Source organism: Hyphomicrobium sp. (genome assembly GCF_041674905.1).
GTDB lineage: Bacteria > Pseudomonadota > Alphaproteobacteria > Rhizobiales > Hyphomicrobiaceae > Hyphomicrobium_B.
Genome location: NZ_JBAYUV010000008.1, coordinates 63550 through 82171, shown reverse-complemented (window position 1 = coordinate 82171; position 18622 = coordinate 63550). Strand labels below are relative to the sequence as shown.

Annotated in this window: 22 protein-coding genes; all 22 read left to right on the top strand. The window is 60.1% G+C overall.

Going from position 1 to position 18622, the window contains the following annotated elements; translation table 11 throughout:
- The first annotated feature begins 40 nt into the window (after positions 1–40).
- The 22 genes from WC026_RS05510 (at position 41) to WC026_RS05405 (ending at position 18314) form a co-directional block, all read left to right on the top strand.
- Entirely contained in the window at positions 41–1009 is a 969-nt protein-coding gene (locus WC026_RS05510; RefSeq protein ID WP_372709827.1) for a FliM/FliN family flagellar motor switch protein, read from the top strand.
- An 83-nt stretch (positions 1010–1092) separates the two neighbouring features.
- Positions 1093–1530, top strand: coding sequence for a FliM/FliN family flagellar motor switch protein (locus tag WC026_RS05505; protein WP_372709826.1), 438 nt, complete (start codon positions 1093–1095; stop codon positions 1528–1530).
- A 9-nt stretch (positions 1531–1539) separates the two neighbouring features.
- Complete coding sequence (locus tag WC026_RS05500; protein WP_372709825.1) at positions 1540–2550, top strand: FliG C-terminal domain-containing protein; 1011 nt, start codon at positions 1540–1542, stop codon at positions 2548–2550.
- A 23-nt stretch (positions 2551–2573) separates the two neighbouring features.
- The gene (locus WC026_RS05495) at positions 2574–3656 is read left to right on the top strand and encodes a flagellar biosynthesis protein FlhB (protein WP_372709824.1); all 1083 of its coding nucleotides are present in this window, start codon (positions 2574–2576) and stop codon (positions 3654–3656) included.
- A 13-nt stretch (positions 3657–3669) separates the two neighbouring features.
- Entirely contained in the window at positions 3670–4092 is a 423-nt protein-coding gene (locus WC026_RS05490; protein ID WP_372709823.1) for a hypothetical protein, read from the top strand.
- A 108-nt stretch (positions 4093–4200) separates the two neighbouring features.
- Positions 4201–4578 (top strand): flagellar basal body protein, encoded by a 378-nt coding sequence (locus WC026_RS05485; RefSeq protein WP_372709822.1) that lies wholly within the window; start codon positions 4201–4203, stop codon positions 4576–4578.
- A 2-nt stretch (positions 4579–4580) separates the two neighbouring features.
- Positions 4581–5000: a flagellar basal body rod protein FlgC gene (flgC, locus tag WC026_RS05480; protein ID WP_372709821.1), complete on the top strand. Its 420-nt coding sequence runs from the start codon at positions 4581–4583 to the stop codon at positions 4998–5000.
- Positions 4997–5323, top strand: coding sequence for a flagellar hook-basal body complex protein FliE (locus tag WC026_RS05475; protein ID WP_372709820.1), 327 nt, complete (start codon positions 4997–4999; stop codon positions 5321–5323). Before flgC ends, WC026_RS05475 begins: the two co-directional genes overlap by 4 nt.
- Before the next feature lie 11 nt (positions 5324–5334).
- The gene (gene flgG, locus WC026_RS05470; protein WP_372709819.1) at positions 5335–6123 is read left to right on the top strand and encodes a flagellar basal-body rod protein FlgG; all 789 of its coding nucleotides are present in this window, start codon (positions 5335–5337) and stop codon (positions 6121–6123) included.
- On the top strand, positions 6120–6581 hold the full coding sequence (flgA, locus tag WC026_RS05465) for a flagellar basal body P-ring formation chaperone FlgA (protein WP_372709818.1): 462 nt from the start codon (positions 6120–6122) through the stop codon (positions 6579–6581). The genes flgG and flgA overlap by 4 nt, the downstream gene beginning before the upstream one ends.
- On the top strand, positions 6578–7681 hold the full coding sequence (locus tag WC026_RS05460; protein WP_372709817.1) for a flagellar basal body P-ring protein FlgI: 1104 nt from the start codon (positions 6578–6580) through the stop codon (positions 7679–7681). Before flgA ends, WC026_RS05460 begins: the two co-directional genes overlap by 4 nt.
- The gene (locus WC026_RS05455; RefSeq protein WP_372709816.1) at positions 7678–8286 is read left to right on the top strand and encodes a MotE family protein; all 609 of its coding nucleotides are present in this window, start codon (positions 7678–7680) and stop codon (positions 8284–8286) included. Before WC026_RS05460 ends, WC026_RS05455 begins: the two co-directional genes overlap by 4 nt.
- Entirely contained in the window at positions 8270–9010 is a 741-nt protein-coding gene (gene flgH / locus WC026_RS05450; RefSeq protein WP_372709815.1) for a flagellar basal body L-ring protein FlgH, read from the top strand. Before WC026_RS05455 ends, flgH begins: the two co-directional genes overlap by 17 nt.
- A gap of 14 nt (positions 9011–9024) precedes the next feature.
- The gene (gene fliL, locus WC026_RS05445) at positions 9025–9537 is read left to right on the top strand and encodes a flagellar basal body-associated protein FliL (protein WP_372709814.1); all 513 of its coding nucleotides are present in this window, start codon (positions 9025–9027) and stop codon (positions 9535–9537) included.
- Positions 9534–10277 carry a flagellar type III secretion system pore protein FliP gene (fliP, locus tag WC026_RS05440; protein ID WP_372709813.1) on the top strand — a complete coding sequence of 248 codons (744 nt, stop codon included), beginning with the start codon at positions 9534–9536 and terminating at the stop codon, positions 10275–10277. Before fliL ends, fliP begins: the two co-directional genes overlap by 4 nt.
- A gap of 218 nt (positions 10278–10495) precedes the next feature.
- Positions 10496–11449, top strand: coding sequence for a flagellin (locus WC026_RS05435; protein WP_372709812.1), 954 nt, complete (start codon positions 10496–10498; stop codon positions 11447–11449).
- Positions 11450–11629: 180 nt separating this feature from the next.
- Entirely contained in the window at positions 11630–13303 is a 1674-nt protein-coding gene (gene fliF, locus WC026_RS05430; RefSeq protein WP_372709811.1) for a flagellar basal-body MS-ring/collar protein FliF, read from the top strand.
- The gene (locus WC026_RS05425; RefSeq protein ID WP_372709810.1) at positions 13300–13887 is read left to right on the top strand and encodes a hypothetical protein; all 588 of its coding nucleotides are present in this window, start codon (positions 13300–13302) and stop codon (positions 13885–13887) included. The genes fliF and WC026_RS05425 overlap by 4 nt, the downstream gene beginning before the upstream one ends.
- Positions 13884–15158 (top strand): MotB family protein, encoded by a 1275-nt coding sequence (locus WC026_RS05420; protein WP_372709809.1) that lies wholly within the window; start codon positions 13884–13886, stop codon positions 15156–15158. The genes WC026_RS05425 and WC026_RS05420 overlap by 4 nt, the downstream gene beginning before the upstream one ends.
- Positions 15155–16444: a hypothetical protein gene (locus WC026_RS05415; RefSeq protein WP_372709808.1), complete on the top strand. Its 1290-nt coding sequence runs from the start codon at positions 15155–15157 to the stop codon at positions 16442–16444. Before WC026_RS05420 ends, WC026_RS05415 begins: the two co-directional genes overlap by 4 nt.
- The gene (locus WC026_RS05410; protein ID WP_372709807.1) at positions 16441–17949 is read left to right on the top strand and encodes a flagellar hook-length control protein FliK; all 1509 of its coding nucleotides are present in this window, start codon (positions 16441–16443) and stop codon (positions 17947–17949) included. The genes WC026_RS05415 and WC026_RS05410 overlap by 4 nt, the downstream gene beginning before the upstream one ends.
- An 11-nt stretch (positions 17950–17960) precedes the next feature.
- A complete protein-coding gene (locus tag WC026_RS05405; protein ID WP_372709806.1) occupies positions 17961–18314 on the top strand; it encodes a hypothetical protein in 354 nt (117 codons plus the stop codon).
- Positions 18315–18622: the final 308 nt, after the last annotated feature.

Sequence of the window (18622 nt, the reverse complement as noted above, 5' to 3'; positions counted from 1 at the left end):
CTGAGCGAGATCGTCGTCGATCAAAAGGACGGGTCGTGCCGTGACGGTTGACGCACCCGCCAAGCTAATGGCCGCACACAAATCGCTGGAGCGTGCCCTTTCGGCTGGCCAGAATCGGCCGGATCGACTCCCGGGACTGCAAACGATATTCGGTCAATTGTCGCGCGTGATGGTCGAAGAGCTCGGCAGCGTTTCGTCGTTGCCTATGAAGGCGCGGCTGCTCGATCTCTCCGCTTCGACAATCGGCGAAAGCTGCAATCTTCCGGCCAATACCTACGCTGGCGTTGTCCGCGCCGAGCGCTGGCGCAACTGGCTGTATTTCATTTCCGATCCGACGCTAACCGCGCTTTTTGTTGAATCGGCGCTGGGCTGCGAAGCCCTTCCTCAAAACGGCCTTACCGAACGCAGACTGACCAAGACGGACGCCAACATTCTCCGCGTGATGTTCAAACGCGTCGCGCGATCCCTTACGCACGCATTTTCGATCCTCGTCGATGTCCAGCTCGAAGTTGGCGACGTCGTCGACAAGATCGAACTCGAGCCGCAACTGAGCACATCGTCTCCGGTCATCACGGCGCGCTTGGCGATCGAATACTTCGGGCAGACGGGAATTTTGACGATCGTCATTCCGCAGGCCGCGATCGAGCCCGTCCGCGATCTGCTCACCGCGACGCCTTCCGGAGAGGCCGCGCCCGGCGCGCCCGCCTCCGCGCGCGTGAATGACGATTCGTCCTGGTCGAAGCAACTTTCAGAAGAGATCGCGCGGGCCTTCATCGGCCTCAACGGCATTCTGGAGGAACGCCCTATCTCGCTCGGAGAAGTCCAGCGCTTTGCGGTGGGCTCCGTCGTCGAGCTGACGAGCACGTCCTTGGCGCGCGTTCGCCTCGACGCGGATGAAATCCCGCTGTTCTGGTGCGAACTCGGCAAGCGCGACGGCACACTGACATTACGGATCGAGGACGACTTCGATCAGAACAAAGAGTCGATCGATGAATTCTACGGCCTCTAAGGGTGTTGCGTAGCACAAGGCTGCGGCAGGGTTGAACGGTAAGTATCGCGAATTGGCGACTAGCGAATCGAAGGCACAAGGCGATGACGGCGAGCGACATGAATGAAACGGAGCACGGCGGCGAGCCTGCCGTGCTGGACTTCGATCAGCCCTTTGCCGGCATGGGCGCGAGCGGCTTTGCCGACGCCGAAAGCGCGGGCGGCTTTCCGCACATTATGCCCGCCGGTTCGGATGCGGCAAGCATGGGCGAACCGCACGTCGAGGCCGACAACAGCGCCATGATCGCGGGATTGCCCGTGATGATGAAGGTCGTGCTCGGCTCCGCGAAAATGCCCGTCGCAACGCTCACGAAGCTGGCGAAAGGTTCGGTCGTCAAGCTCGACAAGATGGTTGGTGATTCGGTCGATATTCTCGTGAATGGCCATCTGATCGCCCGCGGTGAGGTCGTCATCCTCAACGAAGCGTCGTCGCGTTTCGGCGTCGTGCTGACGCAAGTCGGCAAGATCAGCCCGAGCAAGTAGGCAAATCCCATGATGCCGCGCGACGGTGGACCCGACTCACATAACGCCTCGCGCCCCCTCACGGGAGCCGAGAAAGTCGGCGTCCTTCTTTTGGCGCTTGGTAAGGAGCGGGCAAGCGGTCTCCTGAAAAAATTCAATCCGGAAGAGCTGAACATCATCGTTCGCTCGACCGAGGTCATGCCGACGATCTCGGCGTCAGAGCTGGAAAAGATCGTCGAGGAATTCGAAAGCCAGCTTGGCCTCGGCACGCCGTTCGTCGGACGCCCCGAGGATGTGAAACGTCTCGTGACCGACGTCATCACCGAAAACAAGTCGTCGCTCGACGCCGATTCATTCGTCACGCATCAGGATATCTGGGCGCGGTTTGCGGCTCTCCAGGACGACATTCTGCATGGCTACATGCGGGCTCAGTCGCCGCAGGTCGCGGCCTACTACCTGGATCGGCTTGGAAGCGAACGCGCTTCCAGCATTCTGAAAAGCTTCTCGCCCGCCGAGCGCAACGATCTGATGAATCGCATTCTGGGGCTCGGTCAGGTCGCGCCGCAAGTCATCGAGGCTCTTGAAACGTCGCTGCACGCGGAGCTGTTCGACAACGATCGCCGCTCCTCCGATAAGCATCTGACGATGGCCGGTATCTTGAACAACATGGACAAGGATGAGTCCGCCGCCATTCTGCAATACCTGACGTCGATCAAGCCCAAGGACGCCGAAGCCATTCGCAAGATGCTCTTCAAGTTCGAGGATCTCGTTATGCTTCCGGCGCGGGCCATGACTGTTCTGATGGATGGGATTCCCGTCGAGCGGACGGTTATCGCGCTCCAAGGCGCGGATGCGGAACTTCAAAACAAAGTCTTGGCTGCGTTGTCGCCGCGTGCGCGACGCATGGCCGAAGCCGAATTGCAGGGTCCGGCGAACGTCGCGGCACGCGACGTCGCCGAGGCGCGGCGTGCGATCGTCGATTCCGTTCTGCGCCTGACGGCGGAAGGCACCATCGAGGTTCCGTCTCAGGCAGCCGCCTAAGCCGATAGCGGCAGGATCTTTCCGTGTCCGAACAAGACCAGCAAAGCCGGACAGAGGAAGCAACCGACAAAAAGCTGTCGGATGCGCGCAACGACGGCAATGTCCCATCATCGCGCGAAGTCCCGAACTTCCTGTATTTGATGGCGGCGCTGCTCGTGATCGCTGTGCTTGGACAGACCTTCACAACCCATCTCGCGACCCTGCTGATCGGGCTGCTTGCGAACGCCGGATCGATCCGGCTCGGGAACGGTGGCGACGTGATGCTGCTGTTCGATGTCGTCGGCAGGGCGGCGGCTGTCGTCACGGCGCCGATCATCCTGGCGTTCGGCGCCGCCGGTGTGATGGCTTCCGTAGCGCAGAACCCTCCCATTCCAGTTGCCAAGCGCGTCATCCCTGACATCTCGCGCCTTTCGCCGAGCAAGGGCCTGAAACGTATGTTCAGCCTGTCCGGCCTGTTCGAGTTCATGAAACTGTCGCTGAGATTGATCGTGGTCGTCGTGACCAGCGTCGCGATCCTGATGTATATGTGGCACGACTTCACGAACTCGATCTGGAACGACCCCACCGCCATTCTGGCTCTGTCACAGAAAAGCGTCGTTGCGCTTCTGACCGCCCTGGCGCTGCTGTCCTTTAGCCTCCTGATTTTCGACCTGCCCGTCGCGCACGTTCTGTGGCGGCGCTCGTTGCGCATGGCGAAGCAGGAAATCAAGGACGAGCAGAAGCAGATGGAAGGCGATCCGCTGATGAAGGCGCGGCGCCGCTCGATCGCCAGGGCCCGCATACGTCAACGCATGCTGAAAGGCGTGCCGAAGGCGACGATCGTCATCGCCAACCCGACACATTTCGCGGTGGCGCTGCGCTACGTGCGCTCGGAAGGTGGCGCGCCGCGCGTCGTTGCCAAGGGACAAGACATCCTCGCGCTCAAAATCCGCAGGATCGCCGAAGAAAATGCAATTCCCGTCATAGAAGACAAGGCTCTCGCAAGGTCCCTCTATGCAAAAGTAGAGGTGGATCAAATGATCCCTGCCGAGTTCTACCGGGCCATCGCGGAAATCTTGATCCGCCTGCAGGCACGGCGGAATAACCACAACCCTGTCCGCACCTGAAGGGCGCTCGTCGATGATACAAAAGGTTCGCGTCGATCACTCTTTCGAACGTGAGCGGATTCTGGGCGACAGCGTTCGCAGCGTCGCCGCCGATTTGCGGCTGATCGACCTGCCCGATATCGTCACTTTCCTGAAGTCTGGCCAGATCGGCAGCGTCGGCGCGCTGGTGCAAGCCTCGATCGAGCTGTCCTTCAAACCCGAAACGCTGAAGTTCGGCCATTCGGGGGACGTCTATATCGATTGGGGAAACGAGCCCCGCGTGTCGTTTGACATGGAGTTCCACCACCAGGCCATCCACGTCTATTTCCGTTTGCAGCTCGAAGCGGAAGAGGCGGGCGTCGAGATCACCTACATCTCGTTCGATGGCGAATCGGTCGCGCCGGATCAGAACACCAATCGTCTGCATGACGCGCTCGGCGAAGCCCGCCTGAACTGAAAAGCAAACTGGCGACATGTTCCGCGACATCCCTCCGCCGGGCATCTGTTCAGGCCGACGCAAGCTGGCGCATGCAAACAAGGAGAGAGCCATATCGAGGATCACCGAATGCAGCCGCTGCAACTCTTTGACCTGGCATTTCGCCAAAACGAGTGGCTTACACAGCGCCAGTCGGTGATTTCCCAGAACGTCGCGAACGCCAACACGCCCGGATACAAGGCGAAGGACGTCGAAAGCTTCGAAGACGCGATGCGCAAGTCGGTCCCGATGGCGGTGACGAATGGCGATCATTTCTCGCCGTCCGGTGACGGCTTGGTCCAAGCTCGAGACAACGATTCCCAGCAGGCCGAGGTTCTGATTTCCGGCAACGACGTCAGCCTCGAGCAGGAATTCCTGAAATCGAACGATGTGATGCGCGGCTACAGCATGAACACGCAGATTCTGCGGACGTTCTCCGGCATGCTGCGCACGGTTACGAAAGGCTGAAGATGAGCGATCCTCTCGTCGCATCGACAAGATCCGCGGCCTCCGGGCTCTTCGCGCAGTCGGCGCGCATGCGGGTCGTCTCGGAAAATATCGCCAATGCGTCGACGACCGGCAAGACGCCCGGCGCCGATCCATATCAGCGCAAGACGATCAGTTTTCAAAGCGTGATGGACGAGAACGCCGGCGCCGACCTCGTGCAGGTCGACCAGATCGCACGTGATGAAGCGCCGTTCGAAACGCAATACATGCCCGGCAACGCCGCTGCCGACGGCAATGGCATGGTCAAGATGCCGAACGTCAACATGCTGGTTGAGCTTGCCGACATGCGCGAAGCCTCGCGCTCCTATACCGCGAACACGCAAGTCATCAAGCAGGTGCGCGAACTCGTTTCCATGACCATCGATTTGATGAGGTCGACATGAGCCTATCGATTGCGATGCTGTCTCCCGAGATCAATCGCATCGGCGGCGCCGCGGCGACGAGTGCTCCTGCGATTACGCCGCCCGCGTCCGCCGGCGCTGTGCCCGATACGGGTTTCGCCGATACGCTCGCCTCGATGGCGGCTGATGCGGTTTCGACAATCAAGGCGGGCGAGACGACGGCGACGGCCGGAATGAAGGGGCAGGCGTCGCTGCAGCAGGTCGTGCAGGCCGTCATGATGGCCGAGCAGACGCTTCAGACGGTGGTGGCGGTTCGCGATAAAGTCGTGGGCGCGTACCAGGAAATCAGCCGAATGCAGATTTGAGGACGTAATCGATGAGAGCGCTTTCGATTGCCGCAACGGGCATGTCGGCACAGCAGACCAACGTCGAAGTGATTGCCAACAACGTCGCCAACATCAATACGACGGGCTTCAAGCGCGCTCGCGCGGAGTTCACCGATCTTCTTTATCAGACCGATCGCGCGGCTGGCACCTTGGCGCGCGACGACGACACCATGATCCCGGAAGGCAACCAGCTTGGCCTCGGCGTCCGCACCGTCGCCATTCGCCATCTCTCGATGCAAGGCGCATTGTCGCCGACCAGCAACAAGCTCGACGTGGCGCTCGACGGAAGAGGCTATTTTCAGGTTCAGGGCGAAAACAACGAGATTCTCTATACACGCGATGGCGCATTCAATAAGGATGCGAACGGCCAGCTCGTGACGCTCGATGGTAACGTCGTCATTCCCAACATTACGATTCCTCAGACCGCGACCGACGTTCAGATCAATTCCGCCGGGCAGGTTTACGCGATCATCGGCGCAACCGGGCAGCAACAGCTTCTCGGGCAGTTGGCCATCGCGAACTTCGCGAACGAGACCGGCCTCGATGCGCTCGGCGGCAACATGTTTCGAGAGAACCAGGCGTCGGGCAACGCCGTGATCGGCAATCCCGGCGATCCGGGCTATGGCAAAATTCACCAGGGTTATCTCGAAAGCTCCAACGTCGATCCGGTGAAGGAAATCACCGAGCTGATCGCGGCGCAGCGCGCTTACGAGATGAATTCGAAGGTCATCAGCGCTGCCAGCGACATGTTCAGCACCATCACAAAGAACATGCCATGATGAAATCGCTGGCGCTCGGCGCGCTTATTTTTATCGGGCTAGGCGGCGTCGCATCTGCGGAAGATGCCGTGCGCACGGTCTTCGTGCCGACCAACGTCATCTATCCCGGAGACATGATCACGGCGGATGCGCTCGTCGAGCGCAAAGTTCGCGTCAGCTCCGCCAATGCCGCTGTTTTCGGGGAAAATCCCAAGGATCTGATCGGCAAGATGGCGCGGCGAACTTTGCTGCGCAACGAATACGTGCCGCGATCGGCCGTGCGCGAGCAGGATGCCGTGCTGCAGGGTAAGTCCTACAAAGTCATCTACAATTCGGAGTCGCTTTCGATCGTGGGCGAAGGCATTGCGCAAAAGGCCGGCGCGGTCGGAGAAATCATTCCGGTGCGCAATCCGGCGAGCGGCATCATGTTCAAGGCGCGCGTGCAGGCGGATCAAACCCTGGCGGTCGACGAGCAATGAAAATTTGCGTCGCATTGCTGTTTTTGATTTTCGGAGCGGCCTCTGCCGGCGCCGCGACGCGCATCAAGGACATAACCGACGTCAAAGGCATTCGTACCAATCAGCTTGTGGGCTACGGCCTCGTCGTCGGATTGAACGGAACGGGCGACACGCTGCGGAACTCGCCGTTCACGCAGCAATCCGTGCAAGCGATGCTCGATCGGATGGGCGTCAACATTCGTGGCTCGCAGTATGAGCCGCGCACGCGCAACGTCGCCGCCGTCATGGTGACCGCCGAGCTTCCGCCTTTCGCGACCAAAGGCTCGCGCTTCGACATTACCGTCTCATCGATGGGCGACGCGAAATCGCTTGCGGGCGGCTCGCTGATTTTGACATCGCTATCAGGTGCCGATCAGGTGATCTATGCCGCCGCGCAAGGTCAGGTGACGATCTCCGGTTATCTCGCGAAGGGCGCGGCCGAAAGCATCACGTCAGGCATTCCGACGCGCGGACGCATTCCGAACGGCGCGATTGTCGAACAGAACGCGCCCGGGATGTCCATCGAGGGGATGCCGCTGGTCCTCGAATTGCGCAACCCGGATTTCACGACGGCTATCCGCATCCAGGACGCGATCAACGCCTTCGCCGGCCAGCGCTACGGCATGAAGATCGCGCGGGCCGAAGATCTTCAAAGCATCACGCTCAATCGCCCGCGCGGTCTTTCCGCGACGCGCCTTTTCGCGGAAATCGGCGAAATCAGAGTTGATCCCGATCAGACTGCGCGCGTTGTCATCGACGAAAGAACGGGAACGATCGTCATCGGCAGCGAAGTGCGCATTTCGACGGTGGCTGTCGCGCACGGCAACATTACCGTGCGCGTGAAGGAGCAGCCCAAGGTTTCGCAACCGTTGCCGTTCTCAAATGGTGAAACAGTGACCGTTCCCGATACCGAGGTCGATGTTCACGAGGCTGGCGGCAGCATCGAAACCATACGCGGCGCAAGTCTCAGGGAACTCGTCTCGGCGCTCAATCGCATGGGGCTGAAGCCCATCGGCATCATTGCCATTCTCCAGGCGATGAAGACGTCCGGCGCGCTGCAGGCGGAGCTTGTGGTGCAATGACGATCGCAGCCGCGCAACATCCATCCCGATTATCGCAAGTTGCGCGGTATGGCTGCGTCGCGGCTGTCTTTAGCGTTGCTATCCTGCTTGCTGCACCTGCCTCGGCGACGGGCGACGCCAAACCCGACAAGGATAGAGAGGCCATCGACTCGCTGCCGTTGCCGCCCGCCACGCCGCAGCAGTTGAGTCCAGCCGAGCAATATTGCTCAAGCGTCGTCGATGCGGCTGCCGCGGCGCAAATCGCGCAGCAGACGAGCAATCTCGAAAAGGCGCGCAAGGAGCTCGCCGGCCGCGTCGCAATTCTCGATGCCAAGACGGCGGAGCTGAAAAGCTGGGTCAAGAAGCGCGAAGAGTTTACCGCGCACGCGACGACCGCGCTCTTGGACATTTACAGCAAGATGAAGCCTGACGCGGCCGCGCGTCAGCTGACCGAGATGAACGAATTAACCGCAGCCGCCATCACGGCGAAGCTTTCCCCGAAGGTTAGCAGCCTCATTTTGGCGGAAATGGAGGTAACGAAAGCCTCGCGCATCACGACGATCATTGCCGGCGCTAGCGATGTCGCGGCGAAGCTGGAGTCGATGGCCAATGCCCAGCATCAATAGGCCAAAATCGCGTGCGTTCGCGGCGGCATGTCTGGCGCTTCTGCTGCCGGCATGCGCGATGGACCAGCTGAAAGAGGTCGGCCGCGAGCCGGTCATGTCGCCGGTCGGAAGCGGCTTGCTGCCTGAGCGCCTGCCGCACGTCCAGCTTCCGGTAACGAAGGCCGCTTATACCTCGGGCAACTCGACGTGGCGTGATTCCGGCGCCGATCTGTTTCGCGACGCCCGCGCTTTCAAGAACGGCGACGTCGTCACCGTGAAGGTCCAGATCAAGGATCAGGCGACGCTCGGCAACACGCTCAACCGCAAGCGCGATTCGAGCGTCGGCCTTACGTCCGCACTCGACTATGATTTTGGCTTCGGTGGCGCCGGCGCTGCGGGTTCCGGCAGCTTGAACGGCAATCTCGATCGCACGACGTCCACGGACTCGAAAGGCGGCATCACGCGGTCAGAGAACATCAACCTTCTCGTCGCCGCTGTCGTCAGCGAAGTTCTGCCCAACGGCAATCTGGTCATCAGCGGCACGCAGGAAGTGCGCGTCAACTTCGAGGTTCGCGTCCTGAGCGTGGCGGGCATCATCCGGCCGCGCGATATTTCGACGGACAACCAGATCTCCTACGACAAAATCGCCGAAGCACGGGTTTCCTACGGCGGCAGGGGCCGCGTAATGGAGGTTCAGCAGCCCGCTTATGGCCAGCAGATTCTCGACATCGTAGCGCCGTTCTAGGATCGAGGCGGGACATGGCGCAGGCGCTCATACCAAGTAATGGAATTGCTCCGAGCGCCGGACCGAGCACGGCGGACCTCGTGAAATCCATGATCGCGGCGATTGTTCTCGGTGTCGCGGGCGGTGGCGCGTTCGGATATTTCGCCATTCCGGTCGGCCCCGCGCCGATACCTGTAGAAGACGCAAAACCAGTAAGCATCGCGCCTGAAACGCCGTCGGCCGGACGTTTTCCGAGTGATGCGCTGGAAATTGCAATCCCCTCGATCATCGTCGACTTGAGCGGCGAACCGAAGTCGCGCGTCCGCCTGGACGTATCGATTGTCGCCGTGCACGGCACATCCGAAGGCAGTTTGCTGAAGAACGAAGTCCGCGAGGATATCATCGCCTACCTCAAGGGCTTGACGGTTGCGGACATCCAGGGCGTCAGGGGACTTCAGAACCTGCGCGAGCAACTCGAGGATCGCGCGAGAATCCGTGGCCGGGGCACAGTCCTTGGCTTGCTGATCGGCGGGTTCGTGATCGAATGAGCAAGCGATTAATCCTGCTGGCGCTCGCTCTCTTAGCGCTAACGCCGACGGCGGCGCTCGCCCAGACGATCGACCTCAACACGCTTTTCCCTGCGGGCGACGCATCGGTCTCCGGCCGCATCGTTCAGCTTCTGGTCGTGATGACCGTGCTGTCGGTGGCCCCCGGCCTGCTGATGATGGTGACGTCATTCGCCCGATTTATAATCGCGCTGTCGTTCCTCCGGTCGGGCCTTGGGCTTCAGACGACGCCGAGCAATTTGATTCTCGTCAGTCTTGCGCTGTTCATGACGCTGTTCGTCATGGCGCCGACCTTCCAGGCGGCCTGGGATAATGGCGTGAAGCCAATGGTGGAGAACAAGATCAGCCAGCAAGACGGCTATACGCGCACGACCGAGCCGTTTCGCATCTTCATGAAAGCGAACGTCCGAGAGAAGGACATCGCGATTTTCCAGGACCTCTCGGCGGAGCGTTTCGGCGATGCGAATAAAGCCGGCCCCGACGACCTCCGCGTCCTCATTCCGGCGTTCATGGTCTCGGAACTGCGGCGTGGCTTCGAAATCGGCTTCCTGGTAACGCTGCCGTTCCTCGTCATCGATCTTGTAGTGGCAACGATTATGACGGCGATGGGCATGATGATGATGCCTCCGACCGTCGTGTCTCTACCACTTAAAATATTGTTCTTTGTTCTTGTCGACGGCTGGAGCTTGCTCGTCGGAGCGCTCGTCAAATCTTTCACATAAAGCGGCCGAATTTTCGCGCCGCCGCGGCACCTGGGCTTGGCAATTGTTTTCGCCACGGGCCCGGCTGGTAACCATTAAGAAATAACTCTCCGGTACTTCATTGCCCATGACAGAGTGGTCGAGTCGAACCACAGGCATGAAGCCGATCTGCCAGGCCGGCAAACCCGGTATGTCCCCAGTAACGCGCATATTAAGTGCCGAGTAGAAGGACAAGGGACATGGGCATGAATAGCATTAATACCAACGTTGCAGCGATGACCGCGCTGCAGTCACTGCAGCAGACGTCGAAAGACATGCTGACCACGCAGAGCCGCATTTCGACGGGCTTGCGCGTCGCTTCCGCTTCCGACAACGCCGCTTATTGGTCGATCGCGACGTCGATGCGCTCCGACAACGCCGCGCTTTCGACGGTTCAGGACGCACTCGGCCTTGGCAAGGGCACCGTCAACGTCGCTTACACCGCGATGAACAGCAGCATCGATCTCGTCTCGCAGATGAAGCAGAAGCTGGCCGCAGCTCTCGGACCGGGCGTCGATAAGAGCAAGATTCAGTCGGATATCACGGAACTTCAGAACCAGCTCAAGGGCGTTGCCGATTCGGCAAGCTTCTCTGGCGAGAACTGGCTCTCGGTCGACTCTTCGGTTACCGGCTACAACGCGACGAAATCGATCGTTTCGTCGTTCACGCGCAATTCGAGCGGCACCGTCTCGATCGGTTACATCACGGTCGATACGTCGAAAGCCATTCTGTTCGATGCCAGCACCGGCACCGGAGCCGGCGGTATCCTCGACTCGCAGCGTGATTCGGCGGGCGCCGTTGTCGCGACGGGCGGCACGTCGCTCATGAACATCGACATCAGCAGCCTGACCAACAGCGCTACCGACCAGGCGACGCTCTCGGGTTATGTCCAGGCGGTCTCCAAGGCACTCGACGAAATGACGACTGCGGCGACCGGGCTTGGCGCCAACCAGACCCGTATCAATCTGCAGAGCGACTTCGTGTCGACGCTGCGCGATTCGATCACGACGGGCGTTTCGCAGCTCGTTGACGCCGACATGAACGAAGAATCGACGAGACTTCAGGCATTGCAGGTTAAGCAGCAGCTCGGCGTCCAGGCGCTCAGCATTGCCAACCAGTCGAGCCAGAACATCCTCTCGCTCTTCCGCGGCTGATGAATAAGGTTCGGCGCTGACAGGCTCCGAACCTATCTCACGTCCCTTTCTATCGAGACGGGTCGACGGTCCGCGCTCTGGTTGCTTTTGCAGCCGAGGCGAGGACCGGGCGGCCCGTCACCTTTACACAAGGTTCGCTCTCTACCGTCGGCCTGGAACCATGCCGGTAGGGTCCGAGAGATGGATTTGCGTCAATTCCAGAATCTATATAGCAGTCTCGCAGGTCTGGGACGGCAGCGCTTGATGGCGCTCGGCGCGGCGGGCTTTCTGGTATTCGCGCTGATCTCGATCGGCAGCTATTTTGCCTCGCGCTCGAGCTTCGAGACGCTTTACGTCGGCCTGACCCCGCCGGACATCAGCAGCATGGGTCGCGAACTGGCGCAGGCCGGAATTCCATTCGAAGCCAGCTTGGACGGAACGAAGCTCGGTGTGGCGATCGGGCAAGCCGAACAGGCTCGCGCCTTGCTCGCCGAAAAAGGCCTGCCCGGAAGTCCGAACGCCGGCTACGAACTCTTCGACAAACTCGGCGCGCTGGGTCTTACCTCGTTCATGCAGGAAGTGACGCGTGTCCGCGCACTTGAGGGCGAGCTTTCGCGCACGATCCAATACTTGAAGGGCATTCGCGCCGCTCGCGTACACATCTATCTGCCGGATCAAAACGGCTTGCGGACAAAAAAGCAGACGCCGACGGCATCTGTCGTCATTAAAACCGACGTCGCGAGCGATGCAACGCCGGCGCCCGCCATCAAGCATCTCATCGCAGCGGCCATTCCGGACATGAAACCGGAAGACGTCCAGGTTATAGGCACGGACGGAACGTTACTCGGCGGCAGCGGCAGCGCGACCGGCGATGTGCCGGTCCAAATGCTCGATCTCGAGCGCACGATCTCGAAGCAGGTGCAAGATAGCGTGCGTCGCGCCCTGTCGCCGTACCTCGGCATCGACAATTTCGAAGTGAGCGCGATCGCGCGCCTCAACATCGACAAGCACCAGACGACCGAGACGAAATATGATCCAGAATCCAGGGTCGAACGGTCGACGCGCGTCATCAAGGAAGCACAAAGCTCGACCGATGGTTCCGGCAAAACCGATGTCAGCGTCGAGCAGAATATTCCCAACGAGGCTCCAACTTCAAAAGAGCAAAGCAAGCGGGCGCAGGACCGAAAAGAGGAAACAACGAACTACGAAATCAGTTCGCGTTCCGCCTCGACCACGAGCGAAGGCTATAAGGTCGACAGTATTTCGCTTGCTGTTGTCGTCAACAAGAAGCGCATAGCCGAAATCATCGGCAAGGATGCCAAAAGCGAAGACATCGACAAGCAGGTTGCCGAAATAGAGAAGGTCGCGCTGTCCGCCGCGGGTCTCGATACCAAGCGCGGCGATCGCATCAGCGTAGCGGCGGTTGAATTCGCGCAATCGCCCTTCGGCGAAACCTCGGCGTCGAGCAGCGACTGGACCCCGATGCTGATGGGGCTTGCCGGAACCGGAATAAAGTCGCTGACCATCCTTCTCGTCGCGGCCATCGTCGTGCTCGCCGGATTCAAACCCGTGATGCGGATGCTGCTGACCGGCAGCGCGACCGCTATCGAAGGCGGCTCGATCGCGGCGCTCTCAGGACCGGCGATGGCGGATGGCGTCACCGCGCCTCTCGACATGCCGGAGATGGCGTCGCCGCTGCTCGAACCTGGGGCCAATCCGTTCGAAGCCGATTTCGGTTCGTCGGGCTTTGCCGGCGACGGGTTTTCGTTAGGCCGTTCGCTGGCGTTTGGCCCCGTCGAAAAGCTCGGCGCGATCATCGATCGCGATGAAGATCAGGCCACGGCCATCATGAAGCATTGGGTCAAGAACGGATGACGGCCAGGGCGCTCAGTCGGGCATTTCCGATGCTTTCGGACTTCGATAGTCCGCACGCCGGCGAGGCGAAGCCCGACCACGAAACCGAACTCAAAACCGCATTTGACGACGGCTATCAGCAGGGACTCTCCGAGGGGCGCGCCGAAGCCCAGGCCGACGCGGACGTGAGACTTGCGGAAGCGGAGACGCTGTTTCTCGAACGGCTGAATCTCGAACGAAATGGTTTCCGGCAAGAATGCGCCGACGTTCTTGCTGCGCGTTTGGACGGCGCAGTGAAGCTGATCGAGCGCAGTGTCGGAGAGCGCGTCGCAACGCTTCTTCGCCCGTGGCTGGTCGAGCAATTGCGGGAGCGCGCCATGCGAGACCTGGAAGGCGCCATCACGCGAGCGCTCGTCGAAGGCGCCAAAGTTCATATCGAAGCTCCTGCCGAAATGTTGCAGCACCTGCGCGGCTCGTTGCCGAACGATGCGTTTCAGATCGGCTATTCGGAAAGCGCGTCGTCCGACGTGCGCGCACACATCGAGGATACGGTCATCGAAGCGAACATTGCCACATGGATCTCGGAGCTTGAGGCGTCGACATGAGCAATGGCCAGGAAGACGTTTCATCGCAACCGCTGGTCATTGTACGTCGTCGCCGCAGCCACGAAGAAGAGCATCACGGCGGCGTCTGGAAGATCGCCTACGCCGACTTCATGACCGCCATGATGGCGTTCTTCCTCGTCATGTGGCTGATCAATGCCGCCGACAAGAAAACCATTGTCCAGGTTGCGGCCTACTTCAATCCGATGCGCCTGACGGATCGCTTTGCTGCGCCCAAGGGTCTTGAAGACCTGAACGAAATCGATACCAAGCAAAATAAGGAAAATAGCGAAAAAGGCTTAAGCGAACAGCCGGATCAAAAACAAAAGCTTAGCCCGCCCAAGGCAACCAAAGCCCACGTCGGCGAGGCGATGGACGAGGAGGCGCAAAAGACAAGCGCTGCAGCCGGTGGAAAAAGTTCGCAAGCGCAGAAAGAAGAAGCGCTCTTCGACAATCCAGGTGAGCTTCTGGATAAGCTCGCGGATGAAGCCAAAACTAGTCAGGCCATGACGGCGGCGAGTTCAGTTGACGGCAACATCAGCGATCCGTTTGATCGCGCCGATCGCCGGACTGGAAAATCGTCGGCCACCGAAAAACCCGCGACGCAGCCGCTTCCGGCCGCTCCCGTGCCTCAAGCGGAAACATCGAAAGCGTCCCCGCCGCCCTCCGGCGTGTCGGGTAAGGACGCAATGAAGAATGCGCGTTCGCCGGAAGCGCAGGACACGAAGCAAGCCAGAGCCGCGGTCAACGCCAAGGATCAGAGCCAGGCCGCAAATGCGCCGAAGCCGTTAGAGACCGCTGATAAAGCCGCCGAAGAAAAAGCCAAAAAGTTGCAAGACGATATCAGCAGCGCCTTGGCGAAAGGCTCTCGCGCGGCGCCCGAGATCGAGGTGAAAGCGACGTCCGAAGGGCTGCTCGTCAGTCTGCTCGATGGCGCCAACTTCGGCATGTTCGAAGTCGGCTCCGCAAAGCCGCGTCCGGCGCTGGTTCTCGCCATGAGCAAGGTTGGCGACGTTCTGAAATCCTTGCCCGGCAGCATCGTTGTTCGCGGTCATACTGACAGCCGCGCCTATAAAAATGGCAATTACGACAACTGGAGGCTTTCCGCCGCGCGCGCCCAAATGGCTTACTATATGCTTGTGCGCGGAGGCATTTCGGAAACGCGTTTCACGGCGATCGAAGGCCGAGCCGACCGAGATCCAAAGATCCCATCCGATCGCGAGGCGCCGGAAAACCGCAGGATCGATATCCTCATCAAAGAGGCAAAGAAATGAAGCGCCTGGCAATGATCGCCGGCGCTGCGGTCGTGCTTTCCGGCATAGGGGCAGGCGCGTACGTCTATCTGATGCCGATGCTAACCGCGAGTTCCGCGACACCAGCTGCACCTGCAAATGCCAGAATGGAAGCAGCCATTGGCGGTCTCGGCGTCAATACGCAAAAAGGTGCCGATCTCGGCCGGTTACTGGAACGGTTGGGCGCCGTCCAGGATCGTGTCGTGCGCGGCGATGACGGCGCGCTTGCGGATCAAGGCCGGCTCCTGACGGAAATCTCCGCCGTCTTGCGCAATTTCGAAAAGCTTGATTGGGACAATCATTCCCAAGTTCGCGACGCGTTCGTTTACGTGCTGAGCGGTGGCGACTACGGCGTATTGAAGCCGGTAGCCGACGATGAGACGCGCTATGAGGCCGACCGCACGCTGGCGCAAGGCATCATCAAGTATGCGCAGGGTCAGACGAACGCGGCGCGAAAACTTTGGGTCGACGTCGATCCGCGCTCCCTCGACGTCAGCCTGGTCGGGCCCTTCGCATTGGCGCGAGCGTCTCTTTACATCGGCAACGACGACGAAAAAGCCCTCGCGCTCCTCGATGAAGCACGTCTCGCCTGTCCTCATACTGCCATCGAGGAAGCGGCCGTTCGGCGCGAAATTCCGGTTCTCGTCGGCAAGGGCGATACGCCCCGCGCCATGCTGCTGCTGACCGACTATCTCCGGCGCTTTGGAAAATCCATCTACGCCCGGAAACTCTTTCGCGACTTTTCGGTCGCCGCCTCCAAGCGCGATGAAGTCGATAGTCGCGATATGGTCGACAAACTCACGGCGGCAACATCGACCGCAGATCGTCAGTCGAGAATTGATCTGCTCCTGGCGATGGCTGCGGAAAGCCTGCCGTCCGGCCGGATCATTTTCGCACGAGCCGCGGCGAGCGAAGCTCTGTCTTTAAAGCCGGATAAGCCCGAAGATCTTGTCCGAGCTACGCTTTATGAAGCTGCGGCGAACGCGCCGACAACGCGCGCGGCCGATGCGCTGACGGCCTTGCATCAAATCACGGCTGATCGCCTTTCGGGCAACGACGTCGAAATTCACGAGGTCGCGGGATACATCGCGAAAACCGTCACGCTGGATAAATTTGCGACAGGAAACGAGACCCGCAATGCCGGTGATAAAGCGGGCGCTGAAAATTCGAGTGCGCCGCACGAGTTGTCGCGCGTTTCGAGTGCCGTCAAAAGCGCCGATGCCGCGATCGAAGAAGCCGATATGATCATGTCCGGGAATATAAAATGACCGAAGTCGCTTCTCGCGCCGCGCAGGGCCAAAGCATTATCGATACGATTTCACGGTCGGGCTCGTCGAAACCGGGTGCGCAAATGCGCGCCGCCTCGAGGTCGACCCCAAAGGCGCACGATGCCGATGTGGCGGACGATCAGGTGCGCGATCGTCCCGCCGACAAGGCAGACGTCCGTGATCAGCGCGCCGCTTCAAAATCGGTCGATACATCCGCGAAAGTTTCGGAAAAGCCCCATCGCGAAAACGAAGGGGATGATGGTTCGGAAACATCTTTCGAGGCGACCATCGACACGCTCGGTAGCCAAGCGTCCTCCGGAAATGCGCAAGCCACGATTTTGGCAAATCCGCCCACCGTATGGAATACGGCACCTGCACAAGGGGCCGCGCAGGATCAGACGTCGAACGACGACAGCCAGAGCGCCGCGCCGAACGTCAAGAGCGCGACAATTCCAGGTCACATACTCAAGCAAGCCAGCATTGTTGCGTTGCTGGACGCCAGGCAGCGGCTGATGGCGGCGCAAGACACGACGCCCGCGACTAAGCCAGCGGTCGAAGAAACAGTCACGGCACCGATTGCGGTTCATTCGCGCGAAGCGCACTGGATTTTCGACGATCCAAATGCCGGATCGCGCGCCAGAGTTTCTGAAACTTCGGCGAACAAGGGAATTACGGAAAACCCGTTGTCTGCATTGGCCGCCGCTACGGCGAGCAAAAGCGATGACGGCATGGCCAAGCTCTCCAGCGATATGACGCTCGCGGCGCGAGCAGAGCAGACGCCTGCGGCTGATGCAGCGCCACAGCAAAACTTCAACGGCGCCCAGGGTGGCAGATCAGGCTCGCGCGAGCAGTCTGGGTCCAGCGACGCAAGCCCACGCCGAATTTCGGACGCGTCCGCCGTGGCGCCCGCCGAGCACATCACCCACGAAACCCCGGAAACACCGGATATCATGTCCGCTGCCACGCAACAGGTTCGTAGCGGCGTGCTGACGGCTCTTGCCGACGATAGCGGCAGCGCCGAGACCTTCAGTCCGCGACAGATACCGGACCGGCCGCCCGTCGCAGGGCAGGTTTTGAGAACGATCGATTTGACGCTCTCCCCACCTGATCTCGGAACGGTGAGATTGAAGCTCACTCTCAAAGCCAGCGCTCTCGATATCAACGCCGAAACGTCCAAGGCGGCGACGGCCAAACTTCTTGACGACGACCGCAAGGGCTTGGAGCAAAGCCTGCGCGATGCGGGCTACGATGTGAAGAGCCTGAAAGTCTCCGATATTTCCGCAAGCTTTAATTCAAACTTGAACAGTTCTCTGAACAACGGCGGCTCGTCGTTCCAGGACGGAAGTCAGGCGCGCGCGAACCTAGGTGGACGGCAAGACGACGGCATGCCGCGGCGTGAGGGTGGAATGCCCGATCAGTCGCAGCAACGACGGCGCGATGACAGTCAAAAGTCATCTGCCGCCGAGGTTGCGAGCGGGCGGCAGGCGAATGCGATCTATATTTAGGATCCGTTGATATGACGCAGCAGGAAGTGCTCGGCACGGGATTGCGAGGCCCGTTCGATTTGGTCGCCGACACGATCGAAGAAGAGCTGGTCGAGAATTGCCCTGGTGCTTATGCCCTGGGCTTCATCGATAATTTCGGCCGCTTTTCAATTACGTTCGTTGGCAGCGACGGCAACGATCTGAAAGCAGTATTAAAGCAGCGAATTGGCACGGCTTCGCAGTTCAAGTTCCGTCATTTCGCTCAGCCGCAGCAGGCCTTCGAAAAAGAATGCGAGATGTTCCACCAGTTCATGCCGGTTGGAAATTTTCTGCACCCTGGCCGGCCAGCGGGGACGGATTGGACTTGCCCGAAATGCCGGAGATAGGACGCGGGCCCTCGATGAGGTTGACGAGATCCGCGAGGGCCTGATGATAACCCGAATGCCAGTACGCGCATTCCGTTGTGTCGCGATCGAGATGGCGATGCTCGCGCAGCTGGCTTGACCAGACGCCGTCGAGCCGCTCTCCAAGGCCCGTCATGCGCGCGCGCAGGATTTGCAAATCGACTCTATTCTCGCTCATCGTAGTCCCCGTGATTTCGATCGGCCGTCTCGAGCCATACCGGAGACCATACGCGATATTCGTCGCAACATCGCGAACGGGGCAGGTCGCATTTTAACAAAGTCTGGCTACC

Excerpts from the sequence above, each read along its gene's own strand:
- WC026_RS05505 (WP_372709826.1), top strand. The coding sequence starts at position 1,093 with ATGACGGCGAGCGACATGAATGAAACGGAGCACGGCGGCGAGCCTGCC.
- WC026_RS05500 (WP_372709825.1), top strand. The coding sequence starts at position 1,540 with ATGATGCCGCGCGACGGTGGACCCGACTCACATAACGCCTCGCGCCCC.
- WC026_RS05490 (WP_372709823.1), top strand. The coding sequence starts at position 3,670 with ATGATACAAAAGGTTCGCGTCGATCACTCTTTCGAACGTGAGCGGATT.
- WC026_RS05485 (WP_372709822.1), top strand. The coding sequence starts at position 4,201 with ATGCAGCCGCTGCAACTCTTTGACCTGGCATTTCGCCAAAACGAGTGG.
- flgC (WP_372709821.1), top strand. The coding sequence starts at position 4,581 with ATGAGCGATCCTCTCGTCGCATCGACAAGATCCGCGGCCTCCGGGCTC.
- WC026_RS05475 (WP_372709820.1), top strand. The coding sequence starts at position 4,997 with ATGAGCCTATCGATTGCGATGCTGTCTCCCGAGATCAATCGCATCGGC.
- flgG (WP_372709819.1), top strand. The coding sequence starts at position 5,335 with ATGAGAGCGCTTTCGATTGCCGCAACGGGCATGTCGGCACAGCAGACC.
- flgA (WP_372709818.1), top strand. The coding sequence starts at position 6,120 with ATGATGAAATCGCTGGCGCTCGGCGCGCTTATTTTTATCGGGCTAGGC.
- WC026_RS05460 (WP_372709817.1), top strand. The coding sequence starts at position 6,578 with ATGAAAATTTGCGTCGCATTGCTGTTTTTGATTTTCGGAGCGGCCTCT.
- WC026_RS05455 (WP_372709816.1), top strand. The coding sequence starts at position 7,678 with ATGACGATCGCAGCCGCGCAACATCCATCCCGATTATCGCAAGTTGCG.
- flgH (WP_372709815.1), top strand. The coding sequence starts at position 8,270 with ATGCCCAGCATCAATAGGCCAAAATCGCGTGCGTTCGCGGCGGCATGT.
- fliL (WP_372709814.1), top strand. The coding sequence starts at position 9,025 with ATGGCGCAGGCGCTCATACCAAGTAATGGAATTGCTCCGAGCGCCGGA.
- fliP (WP_372709813.1), top strand. The coding sequence starts at position 9,534 with ATGAGCAAGCGATTAATCCTGCTGGCGCTCGCTCTCTTAGCGCTAACG.
- WC026_RS05435 (WP_372709812.1), top strand. The coding sequence starts at position 10,496 with ATGGGCATGAATAGCATTAATACCAACGTTGCAGCGATGACCGCGCTG.
- fliF (WP_372709811.1), top strand. The coding sequence starts at position 11,630 with ATGGATTTGCGTCAATTCCAGAATCTATATAGCAGTCTCGCAGGTCTG.
- WC026_RS05425 (WP_372709810.1), top strand. The coding sequence starts at position 13,300 with ATGACGGCCAGGGCGCTCAGTCGGGCATTTCCGATGCTTTCGGACTTC.
- WC026_RS05420 (WP_372709809.1), top strand. The coding sequence starts at position 13,884 with ATGAGCAATGGCCAGGAAGACGTTTCATCGCAACCGCTGGTCATTGTA.
- WC026_RS05415 (WP_372709808.1), top strand. The coding sequence starts at position 15,155 with ATGAAGCGCCTGGCAATGATCGCCGGCGCTGCGGTCGTGCTTTCCGGC.
- WC026_RS05410 (WP_372709807.1), top strand. The coding sequence starts at position 16,441 with ATGACCGAAGTCGCTTCTCGCGCCGCGCAGGGCCAAAGCATTATCGAT.
- WC026_RS05405 (WP_372709806.1), top strand. The coding sequence starts at position 17,961 with ATGACGCAGCAGGAAGTGCTCGGCACGGGATTGCGAGGCCCGTTCGAT.